The organism is Idiomarina sp. OXR-189 (genome assembly GCF_034373425.1).
Taxonomy (GTDB): domain Bacteria; phylum Pseudomonadota; class Gammaproteobacteria; order Enterobacterales; family Alteromonadaceae; genus Idiomarina; species Idiomarina zobellii.
In genome coordinates this window covers 1,545,813-1,571,161 of the sequence record NZ_CP139706.1, presented here as the reverse complement: position 1 = coordinate 1,571,161, position 25,349 = coordinate 1,545,813, and the positions used below count along the sequence as shown (strand labels likewise).

Here is a 25,349-nt window from a genome sequence, read left to right as displayed (position 1 = left end):
CAACGGCGCGTCAATTTGAACGGTTTATGTTGTGGATAGCCATCCCACAAAGGATGGCTATTTTTTTATAAAATCGGTTTACATATTTAGGTGAAGGAAACGCAATGCAAGACGGTGTAATGCGTGAATGGCTAGAAACTTCGCATCTAGCCGGTGGGAACGTTGCCTACATTGAGCAAATGTTTGAGGCGTATCTGGATGATCCGACCGCTGTCAGCGATGAGTGGCGTAAGGTCTTCGATGCTCTGCCAAGCGACGGCCAGGTAACAGATACCAAAATGAGCGATGTTCGCGAACAATTTCGCGAGGCTGCGAAGAACAAACTCAAACAGTCTGGAAGCGGCAGCTCAGTCAGTGATCAAAAGCAAGTTAAAGTATTACAGCTGATTAACGCCTACCGTTTCCGAGGTCACCAACACGCTAATCTAGACCCTCTTGGATTGTGGAAACAGGATAGGGTTCCTGATCTTTCTCTCGATTTTCATGAGCTTTCCAAAGACGACTTGGATCGTGAATTCAACGTGGGCTCGCTTGCCGTTGGCAGCGAAACCATGAAATTGAAAGATATTCACCAAGCGTTGGAAAACATTTACTGCGGCTCTATTGGGGCCGAGTATATGCACATCGTTTCTACCGAAGAGAAGCGTTGGATTCAACAGCGTTTAGAAGGCTCTTTAGGCAAGGCGAAGTTCGACAAAGAGCAACAAACCAAAATTCTGCGTGAGCTGATTTCTGCTGACGGTCTGGAAAAATACTTAGGCTCAAAATTCCCGGGCGCTAAGCGTTTTTCATTAGAAGGCGGCGACAGCCTGGTACCACTTCTTAAAGCGTTAATTTCTCGCTCTGGCGAGCAAGGCGCAAAAGAGGTGGTTATTGGTATGGCTCACCGCGGACGTTTGAACGTTTTAGTGAACGTCTTAGGTAAGAAACCACAAGACCTATTTGACGAGTTTGCGGGTAAGCACGGCGAAAGCAAGGGCTCTGGTGACGTTAAGTATCACATGGGCTTTTCGTCAGACTTCGCTACGCCGGGCGGCGATGTGCACTTAGCATTAGCCTTTAACCCGTCTCACTTAGAAATTGTAAACCCAGTTGTTATGGGCTCGGTACGTGCTCGCATGGATCGCTTGGGTGACAAGGTTGGTGAGAAAGTTCTTCCAATTACTATCCACGGCGACTCGGCTATTGCCGGTCAGGGCGTAGTACAAGAAACGTTTAACATGTCGCAGACCCGAGCGTATCAGGTTGGCGGTTCAGTACGTATTGTTGTGAACAACCAAGTCGGCTTCACCACGTCGAAGCAAGAAGATGCGCGTTCAACTCAGTACTGTACTGATATTGCGAAAATGGTGCAGGCGCCAATTTTCCACGTAAATGCAGACGACCCGGAAGCGGTTGTTTTCGTTACGCAATTAGCGCTCGATTATCGTAATACCTTTAAGCGTGACGTAGTTATCGACCTAGTTTGTTATCGCCGTCACGGCCATAACGAAGCGGACGAGCCAAGTGCGACGCAGCCGTTGATGTACGCAAAAGTTAAGAAACATCCAGTGGCGCGCGAGCTGTATACAAAACGCTTAAACGAGTCAGGCGCTGTCAGTGAAGACGACGCTAAGCAGTGGATACAAGATTATCGCGATGCATTGGATAAGGGTGAAGTGGTTGTCGAAGAACACCGTCCAATGCGTCAGCATTCAGTTGACTGGTCACCGTACATTGGTAATGACTGGGACGTTGAGTACGACTACAAAGTATCAGCGAAGAAGTTAAAAGAGCTGGCGGATAAAATCTCTTCGTATCCGGAAGAACATAAGCTGAACTCGCGTGTTGCTAAGGTCTACCAAGAGCGCCAGAAAATGGCGAAAGGTGACAAAGCCTTGGACTGGGGCTTTGCAGAAAGCCTGGCTTACGCAACTTTAGTCGATCAAGACGTCCATATTCGTTTAACCGGTCAGGATTCAGGCCGCGGTACGTTCTTCCACCGTCATGCAGTATTGCATAACCAGGACGACGCTAGCGTCTACATGCCTCTGAACAATATCAGACAAGATCAGGGCCAAATCGAAATTTATGACTCAGTATTGTCAGAAGCGGCAGTAGTTGCCTTTGAGTACGGTTACGCAACGGCAGAACCTAAATCACTGATTATGTGGGAAGCCCAATTCGGTGACTTTGCTAACGGCGCTCAGGTGGTTATTGACCAGTTCCTTAGTTCTGGTGAACAGAAGTGGGGCCGTTTATGTGGACTGACTCTGTTATTACCGCACGGTTACGAAGGGCAGGGGCCAGAGCACTCTTCAGCACGTCTGGAGCGCTTCTTACAGCTTTCAGCTGACCACAACTGGTCAGTGTGTGTGCCTACTACCCCGGCACAAGTATTCCATATGATTCGTCGTCAGCAATTACGTCCGGTTCGCCGTCCGTTAATTGTCATGACGCCTAAATCATTGCTGCGTCACCCTTTGGCAATTTCAGAGATGAGCGAGCTCGAAAATACCGGCTTCCAAAATGCGATTGGCGAAATCGACTCTTTGGATCCGAAAAAAGTGAAACGCGTGGTGCTATGTTCCGGTAAGGTTTATTACGACTTACTGAAAGAACGCCGCGACCGTGAACAAGACGATGTGGCTATTATTCGTATCGAGCAGTTGTATCCGTTCCCTGCGGAAGAAGTAGCCGATATCATGAAAGATTATCAACACGTCAAGGACTTTGTCTGGTGTCAGGAAGAGCCGCAGAACCAAGGTGCCTGGTATAACAGCCAGCATCATTTCTGGGCTGCGATACCTTCCGGTGCTCAATTAACTTATCGTGGTCGGGACGCATCAGCGGCTCCTGCGGTCGGTTATTTATCAGAGCACAATAAACAGCAACAAAAACTCGTTGACGAAGCGCTAACCATTAAATAGGTGAAGATGAACCATGGCGATTGATATTAAAGTTCCTCAATTACCCGAATCTGTTGCAGATGCTACCATCGCAACATGGCACGTAAAACCTGGCGATAAAGTATCGCGCGACCAAAATTTGGTGGACATCGAAACCGATAAGGTAGTGCTTGAAGTTGTCGCAGAAGCTGACGGTGTTTTAGGCGAAATTACAGCTGAAGAAGGCACTACCGTTACTGCCGACGAAGTGATTGGTAAAATCGAAGAAGGTGACGGCGCAGCAAGCTCTGACTCTAAGAAAGAAGAAAAGTCAGACGACAGCGACAAAAAAGCCGACAAGAAAGACGACAAAAAAGACTCTGGCTCTTCTGAGAAAAAAGGCTCAGGCGAAAAGATGAACGTTACCGTTCCTCAATTACCAGAGTCAGTGTCTGACGCAACCATTTCAGCCTGGCACGTTAAAGAAGGCGACGAAGTTAAGCGCGACCAGAACTTAGTCGACATTGAAACCGACAAAGTGGTTCTGGAAGTCGTTGCTCCTGCTGACGGTGTGTTGGTTAAAATTGAACACGACGAAGGCGCAACAGTTGGTGCCGACGACGTTATCGGTATTGTGGAAGCGGGTGCTTCTTCAGGCGGTAGCGCAAGCAAATCAGACGACAGCAAGTCAGAGTCTGCTGCTGAAAGCAAAGACGATGGCGGTGACAGCGAAGTGGCTGGTCCTGCGGTACGTCGTTTATTAGGTGAACACGGACTTAAGCCAAGTGATGTTAAAGGCACGGGCAAAGGCGGACGAGTCACCAAAGAAGACGTTGAAAAACACGTTAAAGCAGGCTCATCGTCTAAGTCTTCGGACAGCAGCAAGCAGCAATCTGCGCAGCCTGCAGTTTCAGGTGACCGCGACCAGAAACGTGTACCTATGACACGTTTGCGTAAACGTATCGCAGAGCGCTTGCTACAAGCGAAAAATGATACGGCTATGTTGACCACGTTCAACGAAATCAACATGAAGCCAATTATGGACCTGCGTAAGAAATATAAAGACGTCTTTGAAGAAACCCATGGCACGCGTTTAGGTTTCATGGGCTTTTATATTAAAGCAGTAACCGAAGCGCTGAAACGTTTCCCAGACGTGAATGCGTCTATCGACGGTGACGATATTGTTTACCACAACTACTTTGACGTCAGCATTGCCGTATCGACACCACGTGGTCTGGTAACACCGGTACTGCGCGACACCGACAAAATGTCAATTGCTGACATGGAAAAAGGCATTCGCGAGCTGGCTATTAAAGGTCGTGACGGCAAGTTAACACTTGATGAAATGCAAGGCGGTAACTTCACTGTCACCAATGGTGGCGTGTTTGGTTCTCTGTTATCTACACCAATTCTAAATCCACCTCAAAGCGCCATTCTGGGTATGCATAAAATCCAGGAGCGCCCAATGGTTGTCGACGGTAAGATTGAAATCTTGCCAATGATGTACTTAGCTCTTTCTTATGACCACCGTATTATCGATGGTAAAGAATCGGTTGGCTTCCTGGTCACCGTGAAAGAGCTGTTAGAAGATCCTCAACGTCTTATCCTGGATATCTAAAGACGCTGAGAACCAGCCGCAACGCTAATTTAGCTTGCGGCTGTTAATTATGCGCCGATCACGTTAAAATTCGGCGCGGTATTCGGGTAAGCAGCCTATCGCTGCTTTAGTTGTTTCAACGAATCGGAAGAGCATCATGAATTTGCATGAGTATCAGGGTAAGCAACTCTTTAAAGAGTTTGGTTTGCCAGTATCTGAAGGTTATGCCTGCGACACTGCTGATGAAGCGGTAGAAGCGGCAAAACGTATTGGTGGTGACATTTGGGTTGTCAAATGTCAGGTTCACGCTGGTGGCCGCGGTAAAGCGGGTGGCGTGAAATTAGTGAAAAGTTTAGAAGACGTTCGTGCATTCGCAGAGCAGTGGTTAGGTAAAAACTTAGTTACTTTCCAAACCGACGAGAAAGGTCAGCCGGTTGCTAAGATTTTAGTTGAAAGCTGCACTGACATTGCCGACGAACTTTATTTAGGTGCTGTTGTTGACCGTGCTTCACGCAAAATCGTGTTCATGGCGTCAACCGAAGGTGGCGTAGAGATTGAAACCGTCGCAGAAGAAACACCTGAAAAAATCTTGAAAGCTGAAATTGATCCAACAGTTGGTGCGCAGCCATATCAGGGTCGTGAATTAGGCTTTAAACTGGGTCTGACTCCAGATCAGGTAAAGCAATTCACTAAGGTTTTCTTAGGCTTGGCGAAAATGTTCGAACAGTACGACTTAGCACTGTTAGAAATTAACCCATTAGTTATCACTGACGAAGGCAACGTACACTGTCTGGATGCGAAAGTCGGCATCGACGGCAACGCTCTGTATCGTCAGCCTAAAATTCAGGAAATGCACGATCCGTCACAAGACGACGCTCGTGAAGCTGAAGCAGCTAAGTGGGAACTGAACTACGTAGCGTTAGACGGCAACATCGGTTGTATGGTTAACGGCGCAGGCTTGGCGATGGGTACTATGGACATCGTTAAACTGAGCGGCGGCGAGCCAGCTAACTTCCTTGATGTTGGTGGCGGCGCGACAAAAGAGCGTGTTTCTGAAGCGTTCAAAATCATCTTGTCTGACAGCTCTGTTAAAGCCGTATTGGTTAACATCTTCGGTGGTATCGTTCGTTGCGACATGATCGCAGAAGGTATCATTGGCGCGGTTGAAGAAGTCGGCGTTAAAGTACCAGTGGTTGTTCGCCTTGAAGGTAACAACGCTGAACTGGGTACACAGAAATTGAACGAAAGTGGCCTGAACATTATCGCTGCAGAAAGCTTGTCTGATGCTGCCGATAAAGTGGTTGCTGCGGCAGGAGGTCAATAATGAGCATTTTGATCGATAAAAACACCAAAGTAATCTGTCAGGGTTTCACTGGCGGTCAGGGTACTTTCCACTCTGAGCAAGCAATTGCTTATGGTACGCAAATGGTTGGCGGTGTAACACCTGGTAAAGGTGGTCAAGAGCACTTAGGCCTGCCTGTATTCAACACCGTAAAAGAAGCGGTAGAAGCAACTGGCGCAACTGCATCAGTTATCTACGTACCGGCTCCTTTCTGTAAAGATTCAATCATCGAAGCAGCAGACGCTGGTATCGAACTGATTGTTTGTATTACTGAAGGTATCCCTACGCTGGATATGCTTTACGTTAAAGAATACCTGACGCACAAAGGCGTGCGCATGATCGGTCCAAACTGCCCGGGTGTTATCACTCCGGACGAGTGCAAAATCGGTATCATGCCTGGCCACATCCACAAGAAAGGTAAAGTGGGTATCGTGTCACGTTCAGGTACATTGACGTACGAAGCGGTTAAGCAGACTACTGATGCAGGCTTTGGTCAGTCTAGCTGTGTTGGTATCGGTGGTGACCCTATCCCGGGCTCTAACTTCATCGATATTCTGGAACTGTTCGAAAAAGATCCAGAAACCGAAGCTATCGTTATGATCGGTGAAATCGGCGGTACAGCAGAAGAAGAAGCGGCAGAGTACATTAAAAACAATGTCTCTAAGCCGGTTGTTTCTTACATTGCTGGTGTTACTGCTCCTCCGGGCAAACGTATGGGCCACGCTGGTGCCATCATTGCCGGCGGTAAAGGTACTGCTGACGAGAAATTCGCTGCACTTGAAGCAGCAGGCGTTAAAACTGTACGCAGCCTAGCCGACATCGGCAAAGCTGTTGCAGAGAAAACTGGCTGGTAATATCCCGCCAACGCTTAAACAAAACCCGGCCTTCGCGCCGGGTTTTTTGTGGCTGCTTTATCGCGCGGAGCCACAAAGCTAGCATCCCCCGGAAGTTGGCGCTGACGCTGCTGTTATGGCAGGCATAATCACAGCAACCATAACCGCCGCTTCAATGGCCTGGACAGCTTCTTTAGCGGCTTTAGACACAAGTTCACCATTTTCCAGCTGCTTAATGCGTTGTTTGCGGTCTTTCAGCTCTTGCTTACTGAACACCTGTGGCAGTAGCTTGGCACTATTGGCTAATGCGACGGCAATAGCGATGCGAGGCTCAATATCTTCGCTATCACTGAGTACCGCATCACGCATGGCCTGACGCAATTCCTGTTCTGGTTGCGGGTTTACTTCGGGGTAAACCTGGCGCTCGAACAGCCACAACACTTTCTCTTTTTCATGAGACACAATGCCGTCATCAGCTAATGCTTGTGCAACTTTATGTTTCAGGTTCTTAATGCCGCCGAGTTTTTGCACCAAGTCCTTGAGTTTACGCGGACGTTTGGCTTCAGCGATCATCGTTAAAGCTTCATCTAACAACGCATCGCCAGTAAGGCTGTCATCGAGCACTGCAACTTTGTTTTTATTATTTTCATCAGCCTTAATTCGGCCGAGCATTAAAAGTTCAGCGGCTATGGCTCCAGCGGTGGCATACTCCACGTACATGCCGTTCATGGTGCCTTTTTCCTCACACAATGCGAGCAGCATAATGGCTTCGTAGAGTTTTAATTTCTCTGGCATGGCATACCCACCGTCTAATCAGTGTTTGGTTAACAATTTTATCTATTATCTTCTATGCTTATTGTAAGTTTTACTTTTCTGTGCAAATTAAGCAATGGTCAATTTCTATGACGAATAACCGCGACAAGCAAATTAGCGAAGCACGGTTTCATAAGCTATTTGATGATACAGAAGCTATGTCTATTCAGGGCTATCGCGCGGATGGCTCTGTTGTTTACTGGAACGCGGCTTCAGAAAAAATATACGGTTACTCTACCGGCGAAGCGCTAGGACGTAGCCTGTATGACTTAATTATCCCTCATGAGATGCGCGATGAGGTCAAGCGAGCCGTTGCCTGGATGTTTGACAACGAAGAGGGCATTCCGCCGGCTAGACTGAACCTAAAACATAAGGATGGCACCACTGTGCCAGTCTATTCAAGCCACACCGTCGTTTCACTACCGAATGATGAACCCATCATGTTCTGTATGGATGCGGATATGCGTTCATTAGAAATGGCTGAAGCAGAGGTCCAACGGCTTTCTTATTACGACTCGCTTACCGAACTACCTAACCGACGTTTAATGCTTGAACGAATAACTAGCGTTACGCGTAATACAACCGGTGAAAACTCGTTTGCTGCTTTGCTTATTGTCGACATTGATAACTTTCACAGCATTAATGAGAGTCTAGGCTATGAAATTGGTGATCAGGTTCTTTTAAATTGTGCTGAATGTTTGCAACGTTTTAGCTCTTCTCAAGATGCTTTAGCTCGTCTTGGTAAAGATGAATTTGCTGTTTTTCTACCATGCACTGCGCCATCTTTAGATATAGCGGCAACGGAGGCTGAGCAACTGGGAGAGCAAATTATTCGAGCGTTAAAAACACCGATGCTTTTGGATGGTCGATCACACCAAGTTGACGCTTGTATCGGTATTACGATTTTTCGTTGCCCTGAGGCAACACCTGCGGATGAGCTGCTGCGTCAGGCAGATATCGCCCTCAAAATGGCGAAGCGTTCCAACACCATTGATATTAGCTTTTTCGATCAGCAAATGGAGTCCTCTGTAAAAAAACACTTAGAAATATCACAAGCCCTTAATCATGCTGTCGAGAACAACGAGTTAGCGTTAGCTTTACAACCTCAGGTCAATGCGCAGGGGAAGACTGTCAGTTTTGAGGCTTTGCTGCGCTGGCAGCATCCAGAGCTGGGAGCCGTTTCACCTAATGACTTCATTCCGATTGCAGAAGCCACTGAAAGCATTATAAGTATTGGCGATTGGGTTCTGGAAAAAAGTTGTCAAATGCTTGCTCACTGGAACGAGGAAAAGGCGTTTGAGCACTTGGGGATTTCTGTCAATGTCAGCTCAGTGCAGTTCCGTCGAGGGGATTTTGTCGAGCGCGTTAAAAATATACTCAATAGCAGTGGAGCAACCCCCAGTAAATTACGGTTTGAGTTGACAGAAAGTCTCTTAGCGGAAGATATAGATGACGTTGTTGAACAAATGGAGAGTTTGCGCAAACTTGGTGTGTCTTTTTCTTTGGATGATTTTGGCACGGGTTACGCATCTTTAGCTTACTTAACGCGTCTGCCTCTCAATGAGCTAAAAGTTGATCGAGCTTTTGTGAATGATTTAGGTCGGCACAGTAAAGGCGCTTTGTTAGCGGAAACTATTATTAGCCTGGGTCGCAGTATGAACCTTACCGTTATTGCGGAAGGCGTAGAAACTGAGCAGCAGTTCAAGCGTTTACAAGATATGGGCTGTCAGCATTTCCAGGGGTATCTCTTTGGTAAGCCCTCTACCAATGTAAAGGACTATTTACCGGGCAAATCGTTATAACTCACGCTTTTCAATCTGTTCGCCTATAAGTTCTTCTATCGCTTTCAGGGCTTCAGCGTCCTCGTCTGTAACCAGCGATATAGCATGGCCAGCCTGACCGGCGCGACCGGTTCGACCAGTACGGTGTATGTAGTCTTCAGCAACGTGGGGAAGGTCGTAATTAATCACGTACGGCAGCTTTTCAATATCAATGCCGCGTGAGGCAATATCAGTGGCGATAAGCATCTGCACTTTGCCACTTTTAAAGTCGGACAACGCTTTTGTTCGGGCGCCTTGGCTTTTAGCGCTGTGAATAGCCGCTGCTGAAAACCCAGCTTTATCCAACTGCTTAACTAACCGATTAGCGCCTTGCTTGGTGCGTGAAAACACAAGCACTTTGGATAACTCCAGACTTTTCAGTAGCTTTAAGAACAGACCCAGCTTTTGGCTTTTTTGTACTTCATACACTGTTTGCTTAATAGGTTCGGCAGTGGCGTTGGGTGGTGCCACCGAAATTTCGACCGGGCTTTTCAGCAAACCTTTAGCCAGCGCACGAATGTCGTCAGAAAAAGTTGCTGAGAACAGAAGCGTTTGGCGCTTAGCCGGAAGTAACTTAATAAATTTCTTAATGTCGTGAATAAAGCCCATGTCGAGCATGCGGTCTGCTTCATCCAGCACCAGCACCTCTAACTTAGGAAAGCGAACCGCGTTCTGTTTGTACAAGTCCAGCAGGCGGCCTGGTGTCGCCACCAGAATATCCACGCCTTTGCGAAGCTTCATCATTTGCGGATTAATTTTCACCCCACCAAACGCTACCGCGTAATTCAGTGGCAGACCCGCACTTAAGTTCGCAACGTTTTCACCGACCTGAGCCGCCAACTCACGAGTGGGCGTTAAAATAAGCGCTCGCGCTGTGTTTGCCTTGGCACGCTTATTACCTTTCAGAAGCTCTAAAATAGGCGCCGTAAAAGCCGTTGTCTTTCCCGTGCCCGTTTGCGCTGCGGCCATGACATCCTTTCCCGAGAGCACCAACGGAATAGCTTTCGCCTGAATAGGTGTAGGTTCGCTGTACCCCTGACGTGAAAGGGCAGTAAGGGTTTCAGGGGAAAGTTTGAGATCAGAAAAGGTCATGTAATCGTGCGCAGTTTAATGGTGGTAAGGGCGGGTATTGTACGTTAGATGCGGGTTATTTGGTACGAGAGTCGATTATGATTGGCTGGTTGATTCAGTTTCCTGTGCGCGCACATTGTTCGGTGATGTTGCACAGTTGAGTATTGCTTTATGGAATTAACTCTTTTATCGTCAACTATATAACAAAAAATTAAAGTGTTATATTGCGCATTAGGTTGAAGGAAAGTGAGCATGCTCGAACTGCTTTCTCGGGTAAGTTTGACCTAAGAGTAAAAATAGTACTTTTTATCAGTCATTTAAGACGGTTTGGAGTGTTGTTTTGGGCGTTACAAAATGAGCATGCGCAGTATATAAATGTTAACCTTATCTGGAGAGAGTGGTGCAACAAATCCCAACAATGTTTCTGACACATGCCGCTGACGTACTTGGCGATACAGATAGCGGGTTGTCTGGGAGCAATATTGTTAAGGCTTTTTGCGGATACGCATTCGATCTGAATGTGAATATACCTCACGCAGTTTACCCATTTGATGCTCCAAACAAGAGAACTGCTTTGCTTGAAAACCTCCGTCGTTTCGACCCAAAGGACCAGTACCGGATTATAAAAGAGCTCTGCGAGCATCCGAAACTCCCCCAGCCAGTTGCAGACTCCGTCAATAATCTTAAGATTCAGCTCATCGCTCGATACGGAAAAGATTTCGGCTTCACCAGTTCCGAAACACTAAATGAAACATTGGTTCAAGAAACCCAGCATTGGCTTTCTGATCATCGCGATAGCCTAAATCTGTATGAATCAGCGTTGATGAAGTTCAACAACAACGTTTTCGAACGTAATCTTTTGGACGATCTTCGCTTGTCGTTAGAGCTTCTGTTGAAAAGTATTTTCCAGAATGGAAAGGCGTTGGAGAATCAAATTCCACAGATTGGTAGCTTCATAAGCACCAATGGCGGATCAAAGGAATTTTCAAACATGTTTCGAGTGTTGGTTGACTATTACTCGAAATATCAGAATTCTTTTGTAAAACATAATGATGCAGTTGTAGAGGAGGAAGTTGAGTTCATATTTGAGATGACATCGTCGTTTATGAAGCACCTCGTAAAAATGAGTATCAAAGGTTAACAAGGCCAAGCACGGCGACAGCTTTTTCGTTGCGGCTTCGCCTCCACTACAAAGCTGCGCGTGTTGGCGGCGTTATGCCTAAGGAGAGATGAATGAACCCAGACGACCTTATGCCTCGAATAGACCCGGGGCACCTAATGCCTCCGAAAGATCAAAACTTGGCGGACGAGTTTCATCGGCGGCTAAGTGAGTGGATTAATGATTTTCATCGCGACCTCGACGAAGAGCATGAGGTCGGGGCAAGGTTGGTAAACTTTGGACAATCGGTTACCTTTCATATCGAAGATATCGGGTATTGGAATCCTTCTCTAATTTCATTCCAGGGCAAGAATGAGAACGGAGAACCGGTAGAGTTAATTCAGCACGTTTCACAAATTAGTATTCTCCTAGTCGCGCTCAAACGGGAGAGTATTGAGAAACCTAAGCGGCCGATCGGTTTCGCCAGTTGGGATGAGTATGACGATTCAAAGGCATAACCAAGCCAAGCGCAGCGACAGCTTTTCCGTTACGGACTACAAAGCTGCGCGTGTTGGCGGCGTTATAAATAGGAGGAGTAATGATCGAAGAGATCGAGGAATGGATACATCAGGTGAATTCCTCACATAGGAAAGTGCGTCGGTCTTGCTCCGTCCTTGAAGAACATTTCAACGGTTTCTACTCGCCTGAATTTCTGAAGACCTCGTTTTTCGTTGTTACCGATGAAATCCCGAAGCCTGATTTTCCAGGACTCCGGGAAGCAGGTCTAGGAGACTTCATCGACATGGACGTTGGAGGTATTACCTACAACGATACCTATTACGTAAAGAAAGAAGCTGCAAACGAGCTTCGGCTTCACTTCCATGAATTGGTTCATGTGCTGCAATGGCGAGAGCTCGCGCCTCAAGGTTTCATAGAGCGCTACATTCGAGAGATTCAAGATTTTGGGTATGACAACGCTCCGCTAGAAAAGATGGCCTACGCCTTAGATGGGCATTACCAAAGCAAGGGACGGCATCTCAGTGTTGAGCAGTTTGTCCGAGAAAATTTATAACAATTCGCGTCATTCGGACGCACTAAAGTGCGCCGGTGCGCTCCGCGTTAAGAACAAGAAAATAATATTATGGCATCAGGCACATCAAATAAATTAACAGGGCAGGTTGGCGAACATCTGGTTTCGGCAGTACTGGGTACGTTAGGTTACTACGCTTCTCCGTACTCTGGGAATGTGACTGGGTTTGATGTTACAGCCGTGCATTCCGAGTCATTAAAGTCATTTCCTGTTCAGGTTAAGGCGAGTACGAAGGGGGCTCTGGTTCAGTCCACAATCGATAAGTGGTGTAATCACAGTATTGATGAGAATAACTGGGAAATGCTTTCGGGTTACCAATAACCATTGTTATAAAAGGGCTTCCATGAAAGTAGTCTGTGAAACTGAACGTATAGTTGTCCGGCAGTTTGAGTTAAGCGATGCTCCTTTTATTGTCCGCTTACTCAACGATGACTTGTTTATACGGTACATCGGCGATAAAAACATTCGTACGCAAGAAGATGCAATTAATTATCTTAAAACTGGCCCTATGGCTAGCTATAAGAAACACGGCTTCGGTCTTAACTTGGTTTGCCTAAAAGAAACGCACACACCAATTGGCATGTGTGGCTTACTGAAACGAGACGAATTGGAAAGTCCGGATTTAGGCTACGCTTTTTTTGCCAGAATACAGCGGCAAAGGTTATGCGAGAAAGGCTGCGGAAAATACCTTAAAAACCGTTATGAAAACCTGTTCACTCGACAAAGTTGTTGCTGTCACCCTTCCCGACAACGTTAGATCAAATAAGCTGTTGGAAACTATTGGTTTTAGACTCAAAGAGACAATAGAATGGTACGGTTCTCAGAATAATTTATACGAATACCTAGGCTGAAAGGCGGCTTCCAATGTATGGCTCACTTTTACTACTCCACATTCTTGCGGCAACCATCTGGACAGGCGGACACATTGTTTTAGCTTTCGCTATATTACCCAGGGTCTTGAGAGAGCGCTCTCCTCAGCTACTTTTAAACTTTGAGTCCGCGTACGAAAAAATAGGCATGCCCGCACTCATTGTTCAGATCATTACCGGGGTAATGCTGGCGTACCGGCTACTGCCAGATGTCAGTCAGTGGTTCAATACCAGTAACCCCGTTGCTTACCCTATAATGGCAAAGCTGGGTTTGCTGGCACTAACAGCTGGTTTTGCTATTAGCGCAAGGTTTCGAGTCATTCCGAACCTTTCACCTGCGAACCTAAACCTCATGGCCTGGCACATTGTGTCAGTCACGGTTATTTCTATCCTATTCGTTGTTGTCGGTGTGTCTTTCCGCACTGGTTGGTTTTATTGAGTTAATAAACCGTTACGGCTAGACATCTTATTAAGCTCCAAAAATAGGAGCAACGTCCATGCTTTTGTGCAGTATCCTCATGATCTCAATTTGCTGGTTGCCAACTTGTTTATAAAAAATAACGTGACTCCCTTGGGGGAATTTTCTGTACCCATCTCTGATTTCATCGCAAGCTTTGCCAATATCCGGCCCTTCAGCTAACAACCAAAAAGAATCATCGAATTGTTTGAGGTAAACATTCCGCTGCTCATTTCCCCAACGGCGTGAGGTGAACCGAGCTATTTCTTTTAAGTCAGATTTTGCTTTATTAGTGAGTTGAAAAGGCTTCATTATTTCTCTTCGCTATCAAGTTCATCGATAAACGAGTCGAGGTCATACTCAGCCATACCACTTTCTTCGCCTTCAACGAGAAGTTGGCGCAGCGTATTCACTTTAGTTTCCTGAGTTTCGAGTAAGCGTAGAGCGGATCGAATGACTTCACTGGCGGATCCGTATCGGCCAGTTTTAAGTTGATTAGCTATAAACTCATCGAAATGCTCACCAAGGGTGATGCTAGTATTTTTAGGCATAGCTTTCTCCTTAATACCAAGTAATACCTAATTATGGTATCTCTATGGATGTTTAGCAAATGGTTTTGAAAGGTTAGTCACAAAACCGTTTTAGCCCAAATCCAGTTGTACCACTAACCTTTTGTTGTCTACAATGCGGTTTAACGTTGGCCAATGGTAGGTGTGATGGATTTATCCTACAGTGCAAAAACCAGGGACTATTATGGGTAGCGGCGTACACAACAAATTAATAGGACAAATCGGCGAGAACCTAGTTGCGGCCAAACTCGGTACACTTGGATATTATGCATCGCCTTATGCCGGTAATGTGCCTGGCTTTGACTTGACTGCGGTCGATAGCAAAACACTTTCGTCGTTTCCGATTCAGGTAAAGTGCAGCACTGCTAACACCCTCGTACACTCGCAAATTGACCGTTGGATTGAGACCAATATTGATTCAACCGGCAAGTATTCTTTTGGCGATCTAATACAACTCGAACATCCGAATATGCTTTGGCTCATGGTAAACCTACCCAATGGTCAGATTGAGAATGCCCGCTATTTTATTTGCCGTGAATCTGATATTCAGAAGCTGGCTGTCGAGCGATTCCTTGCCTTTATTAAGCGCCATGACTACCGTCGCCCTAACGGTGGCAACTCAAAACAAGCCATACTCACTCTCAAAGAACTTGGTAAATATGAAGATAACTGGTCGCTCATTGCGCCAGCAAGTATGACTGTAACAACCCATGATGGAAGGGAATCAAATGACTTATAGCTCAAATGGATTCAAAACCTTTCTCCGCAACGAGCGGAAATCCAACGGCGAGGCATATTCAAATAATACGGTTAGCCAGTATGTCTCAGCTGTAAATAGAGCCGCACACCATGCAGGTTTTGATTTGTGGTCCTCTCAAAGCGAAGAAGTCGATAACTTCGTGCAAAAGTTTGAACCGGGTCATGAATTTGAAGAGTTTGGAGCGCAAGCTAACAACACCGTCATTTCTGCTTTGCGATTATTAAAAAGATACTTTGCCAGTAGCAACAGTTATTTACTCACGTGGAACCCCGAAAAATATCACGTTGGCGGTAATTCAGGCGTTGAACTGGGGAACGAACAACAGTGGAGTTGCAATAGCACCAAACCACAAGTGGGTGATCGTGTTTACCTCATGCAAGTAGGTGTTGAACCAAGGGGAATTATTGCAGCTGGCGTCGTGACTCAGGAGTCTTTTGAAGACAAAGATTGGGGTGATGAAACCAAGACTAGAAAATATATAAAATTCAAACCAGTAGCCGTGCGGAACACCCCTGAGGCTGGTCAACAGATCTTGAACCAGCTGGATCAACTTGCCCAAGAAACCGGTATTAATTTTAGCTGGAGCCCCCAAAGTTCTGGCATCAGTATTCCAAATAAAATATCCGATAGATTAGCGAGTTATTGGTTTGATGAAGATAGCTTGGTTGAGGAGACCCCAATGACCGACCGTAGAACCACCAAAGTATCTCAGCCGCTTAACCAAATCCTATTCGGCCCACCTGGCACCGGTAAAACGTTCACAACTATTGAGCTCGCGGTGCGAGCTGCAGAGCCAAGTTTTACATGGACCTACCGGGATGAGTTAAAAGAAAAATACCAAGAACTCATTCGCAAAGGGCGTATCCGGTTTGTCACTTTTCACCAAAGCTTTAGTTACGAAGACTTTGTGGAGGGGCTCACAGCACATACTGATAACGGAAACTTAGTCTATGAAAAGAGGCTAGGCATCTTCCGACAAATTGTTAAAGCAGCGAAAGAATACCAAGTTGACGAAGTTAAAAATGCTGCAACGTCATTTGATGAGTGTTGGGAGGCTTTTTTAACCGAATTAGAAGACCGTAATGAAGGTATAAGCATCAGAACGCGCCGTAGTAACTTCACCGTTACAGAAGTTGATGCTAACACGATTCGGTTTGATAAAAGGGATGGCCAATCGGTTCATACCCTTTCGGCAACCACATTAGAAGCCGTCTTTAATGGCGACCGGGAAATTAAAGGTGGCTTGCAGCCATACTACGAATCGCTCGTCCGTCGATTGAAAGAGATAGGTTCTAAGCTGAGCAACAAAAAGGTTGAGCGCCAGAACTACGTGCTCATTATCGACGAGATTAATCGCGGCAATATCTCACGGATTTTTGGTGAGTTGATCACACTAATAGAACCCTCTAAGCGCTCTGGCGCAACTGAAGCGCTAGAGGTCATACTCCCACTGACTGGCGACCGGTTCTCCGTGCCTGATAACTTGTACATCATCGGTACAATGAACACTGCCGACCGTTCCCTTGCTGGGCTCGATTTGGCTTTGCGTCGTCGCTTCGATTTCATTGAAATGCCGCCCCTTCCTGAAGAACTCAACGGGGTAAGCGTTGACGGCATTGATGTTGAAAAGATGCTCGACGTTATCAATCGCCGAATTACGGCACTGCTGGATAAAGACCACTGTATTGGCCATGCCTATTTCATTCATTTGAAAGATAAGTCAGACGTTGCCTTAAGCGACCTCGCTGAAATTTTTAAGCAGAAGATCATTCCACTTCTTCAAGAGTACTTCTTTGAAGATTGGCAGCGCATTCGTTGGGTACTGAATGACCAAAGTAAAGCCTCAGCACATGCATTTATTGTAAAAGATGATGCAGTTAATTTTGATGAACTGTTCCCCGGCGATGTGCAGCTAAACTCCCGTGACCGGTGGCGATTGAATGAATCTGCTTTTGAGCAGGCGACATCTTACAAACAGATTTATGAAGTAGGTAGTGCTGAGTAATGACGTCAACGGTTGTCGTTCGCGAATACGCCTATTTGACCACAGCACCGATAGCGGCGAACACTCTTGATCGCGCACATATTAGCGAGTCGGCATTTCGCTGGCTCGTTGAACTTGGGCAGCAGTTTCGACGCAATGGCCTCCCGTTATTTGAACTTGATAGTCAGAAGCTTCTTCGTTTGGATAATTACGTTGGCGTGCTTGAGTCACCTTGTGGAACGGTGATTGAGGTGCTACCGAAGCACACAACAGAACAAATTTCCGCGCCCGAGGCTCGCGCTTTGCTTAAACGACTGATAAAGGCCTCGATGCAGCTTTCAGTTCGCGAGGCCGACTTTGCTGATGTTGAGCGATTTGAAATGCCGATTCGCGAGTGGCTTATTACTTGTTTTTTGAATGAGCTGGAAGTTTTGCTAAAGCGAGGACTGCAGTTCGATTACCAAGTTCGAGAGGAAGAAGCACGGTTCTTACGCGGCCAACTGGATATCGCAAAACAACTGCGCCAGCCACCCGGAAAAGCCCATGTATTCAACATTCGCCATGACTTGTTTTTACCGGATAGACCAGAGAACCGTCTTATCAAATCTGCACTTGTTGCTGTGTGCTCAGCCACTCAGGACAACGACAACTGGCGGTTAGCTCACGAGATGCTCTCACAGCTCTTACAGTTGCCCGAATCGTCTGATCCTAAGGCAGACTTCAAAGCATGGTCAACAGACCGCTTGCTGACGCATTACCGCCCGATTAAGCCTTGGTGTGAGTTTATCCTCAACCAACATGTGCCACTTTCTGTTTCTGGTGGCTGGCGCGGCATAAGCATGCTTTTCCCAATGGAAAAGCTGTTTGAGAATTATGTTGCTGAACAGCTTCGACGAGCCATCGGCCGCAAGGGCACTGTCAGAACCCAGCTTGCTACCGAGTACCTTTGCGAGCATAGAGGTAAAGGTGTATTCAAGTTACGTCCGGATATTGAAGTAGTTATTGGTGATAAGCGCTGGATCATGGATACCAAGTGGAAGCTGCTCGATGTATACAATGGTGGGGCAACTTACGGGCTTAGTGAACGGGACTTTTATCAGATGCTCGCCTACAGTTACAAGTATCTAGAGTTAAAAGGCAACTTGGCACTTATTTATCCTGCTTGGTCAAAGTTCCCTCGAGAAGCAACGACGGAAACATTTAAATTTGATCAAGATTTAAATGTAAGCGTATTGGCGTTTGACTTGATGGAAGAGAATGAGAGTTTAAACCTTTGTGCACGCTGAACGTATTAACCCCAACTCTGGTTGTACCACTAACACTTTCAAGTCTACAATGCTGTTAACGATTCGTTGGGAGCGGGCATTATGGACTTTTCCTACAGTTCGAAAACAAAGGACTACTTGGCGCGGCTTGACGCCTTTATGCGCGAGTATATTGAGCCGTATGAAGACCACTATCAAAAAGAGAATTATCGGCTGAACAGCACGCCGAACTGGCGCGAGTGGCAGGTGCCGCCGCGGGTGGCGGAGCTTAAACAGTTAGCGAAAGAGCAGGGGCTTTGGAACCTGTTTTTGCCGGACGACGAACTGGGTGCAGGCTTAACAACCTTGGAATACGCGCCGTTAGCCGAGCGTATGGGCCGTAGCCTGTTAGCGCCTGAGGTGTTCAACTGTAACGCGCCCGACACCGGCAATATGGAAGTGCTGTATCACTTTGGCGATGACCCGCAGCAAGAGCAGTGGTTAACGCCGCTTTTAAACGGCGATATTCGCTCAGTGTTTTGTATGACCGAACCCGATGTCGCGTCCTCTGACGCCACCAATATGCAAACCACCATTGTTGCCGACGGATCTGACTGGGTTATTAACGGCCGCAAGTGGTGGAGTACGGGGTTAGGGCATCCTGACGCTGAAATTGCCATTGTTATGGGGTTGACCGACGAAGACGCCGAAAAGCATCACCGTCATTCTATGGTGCTGGTGCCTCTAAACACTCCGGGCGTTAATATAGAGCGCATGCTGCCGGCGTTAGGCGAGTACGACGCGCCTTATGGTCATGGTGAGGTTGTGTTCGACAACGTGCGCGTTCCCAAAGAGAACATTATTGTTGGCCCTGGTGCGGGTTTTAAAATTGCGCAGGGGCGTTTGGGCCCGGGGCGTATTCACCATTGTATGCGCGCTATTGGCGCGGCAGAGCGGGCGCTGGAGCTGTTCATTGAGCGCGGTACGTCACGCATTGCCTTTGGCGAACCGTTATTGAAGCTGGGCGGCAACAGTGAGCGTCTGGCAGACTTGCGTGTTGCTATTGATCAAGCGCGTTTACTGACTCTGCACGCGGCCTGGCAAATTGACAACATTGGTGCCATGAAGGCCATTAAAGAAATATCGGCCATTAAGCTGGTGGCACCGAATGTGCTGCAAAAAGTGGTGGATGAAACCATGCAGCTGTTTGGTGGCGCTTCTATGTGTCACGACACACCATTACCGGGCTTACTGACTGTGGCTCGTTCATTACGTATTGCCGATGGACCCGATGCGGTTCACCGTGCGACCATTGCAAAAACAGAATTGAAACAAAGAGAAAAACAGTGGAAAGGGCGTATTAATGACTGACGCGTCAACAATAACGGATCAAGCGAGCGAGGTTCGCGAAGAGGAAGCGTTGCCGGTTGAAGCACTGGACAACTGGCTGACTGAGAACATAGGAAGTGAGCTACCGGAAAACCGAGGTGAGCTTAGAATTACGCAGTACACCGGTGGTGTGTCGAATTGGACGTACCGCTTAGACTATGACGGTTTAGCGTTAGTGTTACGCCGCCCACCGGAGGGTATCAAAGCCAAGTCAGCCCACGACATGGGGCGTGAATACCGCTTACAAAAGCGTTTACGTCCGGCGTTTCCTCATGTGCCTCGTATGCTTGCGCACTGTAAGGACGAGTCGGTTATTGGGGCTGAGTTTTACGTTATGGAGCACGTTACCGGCATTATTCCTCGCCGCCGTTTTCCTAAAGGACTGGACTTGAGCGCCGGGCAGGCTCGTCAGCTTTGTACGAACGCACTCGATAAGCTTATTGAACTGCATAATGTCGACTTAGACAGCACAAGGTTGCGTAAAATAGCCAAAGGCAAGGGTTATACCGAGCGTCAGGTTAACGGCTGGTGCAGTCGTTATGAAAAGGCGAAAACCTGGAATGTGTTTGGTGCTAAGTCGGTTATGCGCTGGCTTAAAGAGAACCAGCCGCAGGACGAAAGAATATGCCTGGTTCACAACGACTTTCGGTTAGATAACCTGATTCTTAACCCGGAAGATCCAACTGACATTATCGGTATTCTGGACTGGGAGCTGGCGACCTTAGGCAACCCGTTAATGGACTTAGGTAATTCACTGGCGTACTGGATAGAAGCGGGCGATGACAAAGTGGCGCGCGCAACCAAACGCCAACCCAGCGACTATCCGGGCATGCTAACGCGCAAAGAAATTATCGATTACTACTGCGAACGCACTGGCACCAAGGTGGAAGACTTTGCCTTTTATGAGGTGTTTGGCTTGTTTCGCTTGGCGGTTATTGCGCAGCAAATTTACTATCGGTACCACCATAAGCAAACCAATAACAAAGCTTTTAAGAACTTCTGGTTCCTGGTGAATTATTTGCTGTGGCGCTGCCGTCGCCGTATCGCTAAAGCTTAACGAATTATAATAAAAAAGAGAGCTCAACAATGCCGCAAGAACGGAAGACTATTTTAATTACCGGTGCCAGTTCTGGCTTAGGACAGGGCATGGCGCGCGAATTTGCTGCAGAGGGCAAAAACTTATGCCTGTGCGCCCGCCGTTTAGATCGCTTAGAGGCGCTAAAAAACGAACTGGAAGAAAAGCATTCCGGTATAACTGTCAGCATTAAAACGCTGGATGTAAACGCTCATGACGACGTATTCCGCGTCTTTCAGGAATTTAAGCAAGAGCAGGGACACATTGATCGCTTTGTTATCAATGCCGGCATGGGCAAAGGCGCGGCGTTAGGTACGGGTTATTTTGAGGCTAATAAAGCCACGGCAGAAACAAACTTCGTAGCGGCGCTGGCGCAATGCGAAGCCGCTATGGAAATTCTGCGCGAGCAAAAGGGTGGGCATTTGGTGACTATTTCGTCCATGAGTGCCTTCCGTGGCATGCCACGGGCGATGACGGTGTATGCGGCAACCAAAGCTGGTTTGGCGTCGTTAACCGAGGGTATTCGTGCGGACTTAATGAAAACCTACGGCAGCAACAGCCCAATTAAAGTGTCGACCATTTATCCGGGTTACATTCGCTCTGAAATTAATGAAAAAGTGAAAAATACGCCTTTTATGGTGGATACCGAGACAGGTTGCCGATTACTGGCGAAGGCCATTAATAAAGAGCCAGTAAAAGCCTATGTTCCTTACTGGCCCTGGGCGTTAATGGCGTTCCTAATGAAACGCCTGCCACTGAAATGGGTGTTAAAGCTCGCCTAGCTTTACTTGCCAGAACAAGCGGCGTCGCCGGCGGTAGACACTTGTACCGATAGTGACTGACTCACTCCGTTGGCGTCGTTATATAAAAATACCGGTTCCACCAAGTTCATATTGCCGCGATCACCGTCGTGGTTAATGTCCAATTGCTGCTCGCTCAGCGTTAATTTCATGCAGCCGTCGTGCTCGGTTGTCAGTATACGCTGCCACTTTTCAACACGGGGCTCATAAAGCCACACTTCATGTCCTTGCCACTGCTTGTCGCTACCGCGCTCACACCAGTAGGCATGTGCTTCTAAAGAGCCGTCGCCATTATTCACCAGTTGCTGAATATTGCAGTCTTCGTCGGTGGGTAAGTCGGGCTGCATGGTGGTCTTTTGGTAAATAACCGCGCTGCCAAGAATAACCCCAACGGTAATAATAATGGCGGCAAGTGCTAGTAGAATTCGTTTTAACATATGGCCTCAGAAGCTGATACAGTATAGAGTCAGTACAGTAAAACGATTAGTATAAAGCGATTAACAACAAGAACAACTATAAGAACAAAACGTGGGGGATGTATGTGGCAAAGAGTACTTGCTCTTTTAATACTAATAGCCGGGCTGTTAATGGCGGTTTTGGGTGTTGTTAGTGACAACGACACCAATGTTCGCCTGGCCGGTGCGGCATTGATGTTGGTAGGTATTATTTGGCTGTATCGCCAGCCAACGCTGAGCTCGCTCGACTCAAAAGGGCAGACAGCACCGTTAAAATGGTATCAGTCGCCTATTTTGTGGATACCCATTATCGCGATTATTATTTTTATTATCAGCCTCTTCGTTTAAGAGCCTAATTAGGACATCGGGAATTATTCATGGATTTAAAAAAGCGGATTGTCATTTTAGCCGGTGCAGTAGGGCTGTTTTTCTACTCAGCCACTCAAGAGCAGCTGATTAGCGTTATAGCGGACTACAACCTGGGCTGGTATCAGCTGGGTATGCCAATTGCCTGGGGGGTGGTACTCGGCGGTGTTTGCGCGTTGCTGAAATTTCGTTGGTTGCTGTCGTGGTTACCGCCGGTTGTGTTAATTGCCAGTGCCATAACGACTATGGGTATTATTGGTGGTGTGGCTGTTTATGTGAAGCATCAGCTGTTTGTACTGGCGTTACCGCCGCTTCAGCTGGGCGCTATAGGTATTGGCTTGTATTTGTTTGCAGTCAGTTTGACGCGACTGTTAGGTGACATTGAAGCACGAAGCTCAGAGTCAGAGAAAAAGTCGTAAATGAAGAAGGTAACTCTTAACGCAGATATTGGTGAGAGCTTTGGTGCCTGGAAAATGGGCGCCGATGAGCTCATTATGCCGCATATAGACTGTGCGAATATTGCTTGTGGTTTTCATGCGTCTGACCCGCTCACTATGATGGATACCGTACGTCTGGCGAAAGAATATGGGGTTACTATTGGTGCGCACCCTGCGTATCCCGATTTGGTCGGTTTTGGGCGTCGGCACATGGTTTGTAAGCCGGAAGAAGTGACGGCGATGGTGCAGTATCAGGTGGGTGCTTTGCAGGGCATTTGTGCCGGTGAGCACGCTAAAGTGGAATACGTAAAGCCACACGGTGCGCTGTATAATGACATGCTGAATGACGGACCACTGTTCGACGCTGTATGTCAGGCCATTGCGGCTTTGCAGGGTAACGACGAGTTGCCGCTTATGATTATGGCAACACCAGAGAACCACGCATGGAAAGAACGTGCCGCACAATTTGGTGTAACCTTATGGTTTGAGGGCTTTGCTGACCGCGCCTATGACGACAACGGTAAGCTTCGCTCGCGTAAGCACGACGATGCGGTACACAGCGAAACCGAAGCTATGCTGGAGCAGGCACAGGCCTTTACCGAAGGAAAGCCTATTACCAGCGTTAATGGTACGCCACTGAGTATTCAAATTGATTCGTTATGTGTGCATGGCGACAACCCCCGGGCCATAGACACCGTCAAACAGTTGAGAGAAATAGTAAAAGGAAGTGATGAGTAACGCAGAGAGTGCTTTTCCTAAAATAGTCACCGCCGGTGCTGACGCCATTTTGGTGTATCTGGGCGAAGGTATTGACCCCGAGGTGAACGATCGAATCATGGCACTAACTAACCGTGTTAGCAGCGCATTAGGTAACAACCTCTATGATTTGGTGCCTTCATACAATTCTCTGATGATCTACTACAACGTGCTGTCGCTTTCTGAGGACGAGCTGCGTGAATGTGTGCGTAAGCTTATTGATGAATTGCAGCAAGACGGTGATGCAAGCGGTGCTTCCAAGCAGAGCGCCTTGCATACCATTGACGTTTACTACGACCCCAGCGTCGGGCCAGATTTAGAGCGTGCGGCAGATCAAACCTCCTTGTCGATTGATGACATTATTAAAATGCACACCGAGCAAGAGTATCGAGTGTACGCTATGGGCTTTGCGCCGGGGTTCGCATATTTAGGTGAGTTGCCAGAGAAGCTGCGCTTGCCGCGCTTAGATAACCCAAGAACTAAAATACCAGCGGGCAGTGTGGCCATAGCAGAGGCACAAACGGCGGTGTATCCGTCGGCCTCGCCAGGGGGGTGGAACATTATTGGCCGCACGGCAGAAACTCTCTATGACCCGCAGGCAGACAGCATTAGCCCAATGAAAGTAGGCGATCGAGTGCAGTTTAAAGCGGTCTCGAAAGATGAATTTGAGCAAGCCGGTGGCTCGCTGGAGTCGTTGTCATGATAAAAATTCTTGATGCAGGCATGAGAACGACGGTTCAGGATTTTGGCCGTTTCGGTTATTTGTCCAAAGGTTTAACTCGCGGCGGTCCGGTGGACGAACACGCATTTTTATGGGCAAATCGGTTGCTTGGCAACAACTTTAACGCAGCCCAGCTCGAAATTACTCTGGGCGGTTTGGAAGTTGAGTTTCAGCAAGGTGGCTGTTTTGCACTGACTGGTGCTGACGCTGAGGCGCATCTGGACGATGAGCCGTTAACTTTGTGGCAAAACTTTGAAGTAAAAGCTGGGCAACGCTTGAAAGTTGGCTATGCTAGAGCAGGCTTACGCTTATATTTGGCGGTGCAGGGTGGTTTTCAGGTAGAGCCAAAATGGCACAGTTGCGCCACGGTTGAACGCGATAGTGTCGGTGGCTTGTCGGGTGACGGCTCTCCGTTGCAAAGCGGTGATACTCTGCATTTTCACTGTGACACACCGCAACCGTCCAGGCGCGTGAGTTGGGCGTATCGCAGCGACTACACGAAGGCTCCCGTGCTGGGGCTTATCCCGGGGTATCAGTATGACGACTTCCCAATGTCGGCGCGTGAAGCCTTTTGCTACGAAGATTTTGAAGTCAGTAAAGACAGTAACCGCATGGGTATTCGTTTAGCCGGCGAAGCGCTGGAAACGCCGAAACAAGGTTTGGTTTCCGAAGGCATTAACATTGGTTCGGTTCAGGTGCCTTCAGATGGACAGCCTATTATTATGATGCACGACCGACAAACGCTGGGCGGATACCCGAAACTGGGGGTTATTAACCCGGTCGACCTGGGCAAGCTGGCGCAATTACAGCCAGGCCAAAAAGTGCGTTTCAGCCGTGTTGAAGCGTCGGTTGCACAACAGCAGTTGCGCCGCTTTTATCAGTTTTTTAATGTGCGTCTGCCTTGTCAGGGCGGCGATAACCTGCGATCATAGCGC

At 47.5% G+C, this 25,349-nt stretch carries 27 protein-coding genes and 1 pseudogene; 23 read left to right on the top strand and 5 right to left on the bottom strand.

Translation table 11 applies throughout. From position 1 onward, the window contains the following. Window positions 1–104: 104 nt before the first annotated feature. The 4 genes from UM402_RS07790 (at window position 105) to sucD (ending at window position 6,660) form a co-directional block, all read left to right on the top strand. Entirely contained in the window at window positions 105–2,909 is a 2,805-nt protein-coding gene (locus UM402_RS07790) for a 2-oxoglutarate dehydrogenase E1 component (RefSeq protein ID WP_058578965.1), read from the top strand. 13 nt (window positions 2,910–2,922) lie between these two features. Continuing rightward, window positions 2,923–4,485 carry a 2-oxoglutarate dehydrogenase complex dihydrolipoyllysine-residue succinyltransferase gene (gene odhB / locus UM402_RS07785; protein WP_058578966.1) on the top strand — a complete coding sequence of 521 codons (1,563 nt, stop codon included), beginning with the start codon at window positions 2,923–2,925 and terminating at the stop codon, window positions 4,483–4,485. Window positions 4,486–4,621: 136 nt separating this feature from the next. Further along, on the top strand, window positions 4,622–5,788 hold the full coding sequence (gene sucC / locus UM402_RS07780; RefSeq protein WP_058578967.1) for an ADP-forming succinate--CoA ligase subunit beta: 1,167 nt from the start codon (window positions 4,622–4,624) through the stop codon (window positions 5,786–5,788). Beyond that, complete coding sequence (gene sucD / locus UM402_RS07775; protein ID WP_053952366.1) at window positions 5,788–6,660, top strand: succinate--CoA ligase subunit alpha; 873 nt, start codon at window positions 5,788–5,790, stop codon at window positions 6,658–6,660. The genes sucC and sucD overlap by 1 nt, the downstream gene beginning before the upstream one ends. Before the next feature lie 78 nt (window positions 6,661–6,738). Here sucD and UM402_RS07770 read toward each other — a convergent pair whose 3' ends face one another. Continuing rightward, window positions 6,739–7,434, bottom strand: coding sequence for a GOLPH3/VPS74 family protein (locus UM402_RS07770; RefSeq protein WP_058578968.1), 696 nt, complete (start codon window positions 7,432–7,434; stop codon window positions 6,739–6,741). A gap of 107 nt (window positions 7,435–7,541) precedes the next feature. Here UM402_RS07770 and UM402_RS07765 point away from each other — a divergent pair, with 107 nt between their 5' ends. Then, window positions 7,542–9,254, top strand: coding sequence for a putative bifunctional diguanylate cyclase/phosphodiesterase (locus UM402_RS07765; RefSeq protein WP_058578969.1), 1,713 nt, complete (start codon window positions 7,542–7,544; stop codon window positions 9,252–9,254). Here the strand turns inward: UM402_RS07765 and UM402_RS07760 are convergent. Further along, window positions 9,249–10,364, bottom strand: a complete 1,116-nt coding sequence (locus UM402_RS07760) for a DEAD/DEAH box helicase (protein WP_058578970.1) — start codon at window positions 10,362–10,364, stop codon at window positions 9,249–9,251. The genes UM402_RS07765 and UM402_RS07760 overlap by 6 nt on opposite strands. Window positions 10,365–10,740: 376 nt before the next feature. Between UM402_RS07760 and UM402_RS07755 the strand changes: the two genes are divergently transcribed. The 7 genes and pseudogenes from UM402_RS07755 (at window position 10,741) to UM402_RS07725 (ending at window position 13,840) form a co-directional block, all read left to right on the top strand. After that, entirely contained in the window at window positions 10,741–11,484 is a 744-nt protein-coding gene (locus UM402_RS07755; protein WP_322295276.1) for a hypothetical protein, read from the top strand. A gap of 92 nt (window positions 11,485–11,576) precedes the next feature. Next, window positions 11,577–11,960: a DUF6173 family protein gene (locus UM402_RS07750; protein WP_273267994.1), complete on the top strand. Its 384-nt coding sequence runs from the start codon at window positions 11,577–11,579 to the stop codon at window positions 11,958–11,960. 80 nt (window positions 11,961–12,040) lie between these two features. Next, entirely contained in the window at window positions 12,041–12,514 is a 474-nt protein-coding gene (locus UM402_RS07745; protein WP_058578971.1) for a hypothetical protein, read from the top strand. Between the two features lie 69 nt (window positions 12,515–12,583). Beyond that, a complete protein-coding gene (locus UM402_RS07740) occupies window positions 12,584–12,853 on the top strand; it encodes a hypothetical protein (RefSeq protein ID WP_273267997.1) in 270 nt (89 codons plus the stop codon). Beyond that, a pseudogene (locus UM402_RS07735) lies at window positions 12,816–13,214 on the top strand (GNAT family N-acetyltransferase); the annotation flags it as partial. The gene UM402_RS07740 and the pseudogene UM402_RS07735, both read left to right, overlap by 38 nt. Then, a complete protein-coding gene (locus UM402_RS07730; RefSeq protein WP_273267998.1) occupies window positions 13,171–13,383 on the top strand; it encodes a GNAT family N-acetyltransferase in 213 nt (70 codons plus the stop codon). The pseudogene UM402_RS07735 and the gene UM402_RS07730, both read left to right, overlap by 44 nt. Before the next feature lie 13 nt (window positions 13,384–13,396). Then, entirely contained in the window at window positions 13,397–13,840 is a 444-nt protein-coding gene (locus tag UM402_RS07725; protein WP_058578972.1) for a CopD family protein, read from the top strand. A gap of 30 nt (window positions 13,841–13,870) precedes the next feature. Here the strand turns inward: UM402_RS07725 and UM402_RS07720 are convergent, their stop codons facing one another. Together UM402_RS07720 and UM402_RS07715 are read right to left on the bottom strand one after the other, a co-directional pair. Next, window positions 13,871–14,170, bottom strand: a complete 300-nt coding sequence (locus UM402_RS07720) for a type II toxin-antitoxin system RelE/ParE family toxin (protein ID WP_058578973.1) — start codon at window positions 14,168–14,170, stop codon at window positions 13,871–13,873. Further along, window positions 14,170–14,409: a type II toxin-antitoxin system ParD family antitoxin gene (locus UM402_RS07715; RefSeq protein ID WP_058578974.1), complete on the bottom strand. Its 240-nt coding sequence runs from the start codon at window positions 14,407–14,409 to the stop codon at window positions 14,170–14,172. The genes UM402_RS07720 and UM402_RS07715 overlap by 1 nt, the downstream gene beginning before the upstream one ends. 202 nt (window positions 14,410–14,611) lie before the next feature. Here UM402_RS07715 and UM402_RS07710 point away from each other — a divergent pair, with 202 nt between their 5' ends. The 6 genes from UM402_RS07710 to UM402_RS07685 all read left to right on the top strand — a co-directional run bounded on the left by UM402_RS07710 (window position 14,612) and on the right by UM402_RS07685 (window position 21,661). Then, complete coding sequence (locus tag UM402_RS07710; RefSeq protein ID WP_058578975.1) at window positions 14,612–15,166, top strand: hypothetical protein; 555 nt, start codon at window positions 14,612–14,614, stop codon at window positions 15,164–15,166. Continuing rightward, complete coding sequence (locus UM402_RS07705; RefSeq protein WP_058578976.1) at window positions 15,156–17,192, top strand: McrB family protein; 2,037 nt, start codon at window positions 15,156–15,158, stop codon at window positions 17,190–17,192. The genes UM402_RS07710 and UM402_RS07705 overlap by 11 nt, the downstream gene beginning before the upstream one ends. Next, on the top strand, window positions 17,192–18,457 hold the full coding sequence (locus UM402_RS07700) for an McrC family protein (RefSeq protein ID WP_058578977.1): 1,266 nt from the start codon (window positions 17,192–17,194) through the stop codon (window positions 18,455–18,457). The genes UM402_RS07705 and UM402_RS07700 overlap by 1 nt, the downstream gene beginning before the upstream one ends. Before the next feature lie 81 nt (window positions 18,458–18,538). After that, window positions 18,539–19,786 (top strand): acyl-CoA dehydrogenase family protein, encoded by a 1,248-nt coding sequence (locus tag UM402_RS07695; RefSeq protein WP_058578978.1) that lies wholly within the window; start codon window positions 18,539–18,541, stop codon window positions 19,784–19,786. After that, a complete protein-coding gene (locus UM402_RS07690; RefSeq protein WP_322295275.1) occupies window positions 19,779–20,861 on the top strand; it encodes a phosphotransferase family protein in 1,083 nt (360 codons plus the stop codon). Before UM402_RS07695 ends, UM402_RS07690 begins: the two co-directional genes overlap by 8 nt. Window positions 20,862–20,890: 29 nt before the next feature. Next, complete coding sequence (locus UM402_RS07685; RefSeq protein WP_058578980.1) at window positions 20,891–21,661, top strand: SDR family oxidoreductase; 771 nt, start codon at window positions 20,891–20,893, stop codon at window positions 21,659–21,661. Window positions 21,662–21,663: 2 nt separating this feature from the next. On the opposite strand, the gene UM402_RS07680 is transcribed toward UM402_RS07685, so the two are convergent. Next, complete coding sequence (locus UM402_RS07680) at window positions 21,664–22,116, bottom strand: hypothetical protein (RefSeq protein ID WP_058578981.1); 453 nt, start codon at window positions 22,114–22,116, stop codon at window positions 21,664–21,666. A gap of 102 nt (window positions 22,117–22,218) precedes the next feature. Here UM402_RS07680 and UM402_RS07675 point away from each other — a divergent pair, with 102 nt between their 5' ends. Genes UM402_RS07675 through UM402_RS07655 form a run of 5 tightly spaced genes read left to right on the top strand, consistent with a single transcriptional unit; the run spans window position 22,219 to window position 25,346 of the window. After that, window positions 22,219–22,482, top strand: coding sequence for a hypothetical protein (locus UM402_RS07675; protein WP_058578982.1), 264 nt, complete (start codon window positions 22,219–22,221; stop codon window positions 22,480–22,482). Window positions 22,483–22,511: 29 nt separating this feature from the next. Continuing rightward, window positions 22,512–22,919, top strand: coding sequence for a hypothetical protein (locus UM402_RS07670; protein WP_053952355.1), 408 nt, complete (start codon window positions 22,512–22,514; stop codon window positions 22,917–22,919). Next, window positions 22,920–23,675, top strand: a complete 756-nt coding sequence (locus tag UM402_RS07665) for a 5-oxoprolinase subunit PxpA (RefSeq protein WP_058578983.1) — start codon at window positions 22,920–22,922, stop codon at window positions 23,673–23,675. It abuts the gene before it with no gap. After that, a complete protein-coding gene (gene pxpB, locus UM402_RS07660) occupies window positions 23,668–24,396 on the top strand; it encodes a 5-oxoprolinase subunit PxpB (RefSeq protein ID WP_058578984.1) in 729 nt (242 codons plus the stop codon). Before UM402_RS07665 ends, pxpB begins: the two co-directional genes overlap by 8 nt. Next, window positions 24,393–25,346: a biotin-dependent carboxyltransferase family protein gene (locus UM402_RS07655; RefSeq protein ID WP_058578985.1), complete on the top strand. Its 954-nt coding sequence runs from the start codon at window positions 24,393–24,395 to the stop codon at window positions 25,344–25,346. Before pxpB ends, UM402_RS07655 begins: the two co-directional genes overlap by 4 nt. The last annotated feature ends 3 nt before the right edge of the window (window positions 25,347–25,349 follow it).

Excerpts from the sequence above, each read along its gene's own strand:
- UM402_RS07750 (WP_273267994.1), top strand. The coding sequence starts at position 11,577 with ATGAACCCAGACGACCTTATGCCTCGAATAGACCCGGGGCACCTAATG.
- UM402_RS07760 (WP_058578970.1), bottom strand. The coding sequence starts at position 10,364 with ATGACCTTTTCTGATCTCAAACTTTCCCCTGAAACCCTTACTGCCCTT.
- UM402_RS07765 (WP_058578969.1), top strand. The coding sequence starts at position 7,542 with ATGACGAATAACCGCGACAAGCAAATTAGCGAAGCACGGTTTCATAAG.
- pxpB (WP_058578984.1), top strand. The coding sequence starts at position 23,668 with ATGAGTAACGCAGAGAGTGCTTTTCCTAAAATAGTCACCGCCGGTGCT.
- UM402_RS07700 (WP_058578977.1), top strand. The coding sequence starts at position 17,192 with ATGACGTCAACGGTTGTCGTTCGCGAATACGCCTATTTGACCACAGCA.
- UM402_RS07685 (WP_058578980.1), top strand. The coding sequence starts at position 20,891 with ATGCCGCAAGAACGGAAGACTATTTTAATTACCGGTGCCAGTTCTGGC.
- odhB (WP_058578966.1), top strand. The coding sequence starts at position 2,923 with ATGGCGATTGATATTAAAGTTCCTCAATTACCCGAATCTGTTGCAGAT.
- UM402_RS07665 (WP_058578983.1), top strand. The coding sequence starts at position 22,920 with ATGAAGAAGGTAACTCTTAACGCAGATATTGGTGAGAGCTTTGGTGCC.
- UM402_RS07790 (WP_058578965.1), top strand. The coding sequence starts at position 105 with ATGCAAGACGGTGTAATGCGTGAATGGCTAGAAACTTCGCATCTAGCC.
- UM402_RS07740 (WP_273267997.1), top strand. The coding sequence starts at position 12,584 with ATGGCATCAGGCACATCAAATAAATTAACAGGGCAGGTTGGCGAACAT.
- UM402_RS07670 (WP_053952355.1), top strand. The coding sequence starts at position 22,512 with ATGGATTTAAAAAAGCGGATTGTCATTTTAGCCGGTGCAGTAGGGCTG.
- UM402_RS07770 (WP_058578968.1), bottom strand. The coding sequence starts at position 7,434 with ATGCCAGAGAAATTAAAACTCTACGAAGCCATTATGCTGCTCGCATTG.
- UM402_RS07675 (WP_058578982.1), top strand. The coding sequence starts at position 22,219 with ATGTGGCAAAGAGTACTTGCTCTTTTAATACTAATAGCCGGGCTGTTA.
- UM402_RS07705 (WP_058578976.1), top strand. The coding sequence starts at position 15,156 with ATGACTTATAGCTCAAATGGATTCAAAACCTTTCTCCGCAACGAGCGG.
- UM402_RS07690 (WP_322295275.1), top strand. The coding sequence starts at position 19,779 with ATGACTGACGCGTCAACAATAACGGATCAAGCGAGCGAGGTTCGCGAA.
- UM402_RS07695 (WP_058578978.1), top strand. The coding sequence starts at position 18,539 with ATGGACTTTTCCTACAGTTCGAAAACAAAGGACTACTTGGCGCGGCTT.
- sucC (WP_058578967.1), top strand. The coding sequence starts at position 4,622 with ATGAATTTGCATGAGTATCAGGGTAAGCAACTCTTTAAAGAGTTTGGT.
- UM402_RS07715 (WP_058578974.1), bottom strand. The coding sequence starts at position 14,409 with ATGCCTAAAAATACTAGCATCACCCTTGGTGAGCATTTCGATGAGTTT.
- sucD (WP_053952366.1), top strand. The coding sequence starts at position 5,788 with ATGAGCATTTTGATCGATAAAAACACCAAAGTAATCTGTCAGGGTTTC.
- UM402_RS07680 (WP_058578981.1), bottom strand. The coding sequence starts at position 22,116 with ATGTTAAAACGAATTCTACTAGCACTTGCCGCCATTATTATTACCGTT.
- UM402_RS07655 (WP_058578985.1), top strand. The coding sequence starts at position 24,393 with ATGATAAAAATTCTTGATGCAGGCATGAGAACGACGGTTCAGGATTTT.
- UM402_RS07720 (WP_058578973.1), bottom strand. The coding sequence starts at position 14,170 with ATGAAGCCTTTTCAACTCACTAATAAAGCAAAATCTGACTTAAAAGAA.
- UM402_RS07745 (WP_058578971.1), top strand. The coding sequence starts at position 12,041 with ATGATCGAAGAGATCGAGGAATGGATACATCAGGTGAATTCCTCACAT.
- UM402_RS07725 (WP_058578972.1), top strand. The coding sequence starts at position 13,397 with ATGTATGGCTCACTTTTACTACTCCACATTCTTGCGGCAACCATCTGG.
- UM402_RS07710 (WP_058578975.1), top strand. The coding sequence starts at position 14,612 with ATGGGTAGCGGCGTACACAACAAATTAATAGGACAAATCGGCGAGAAC.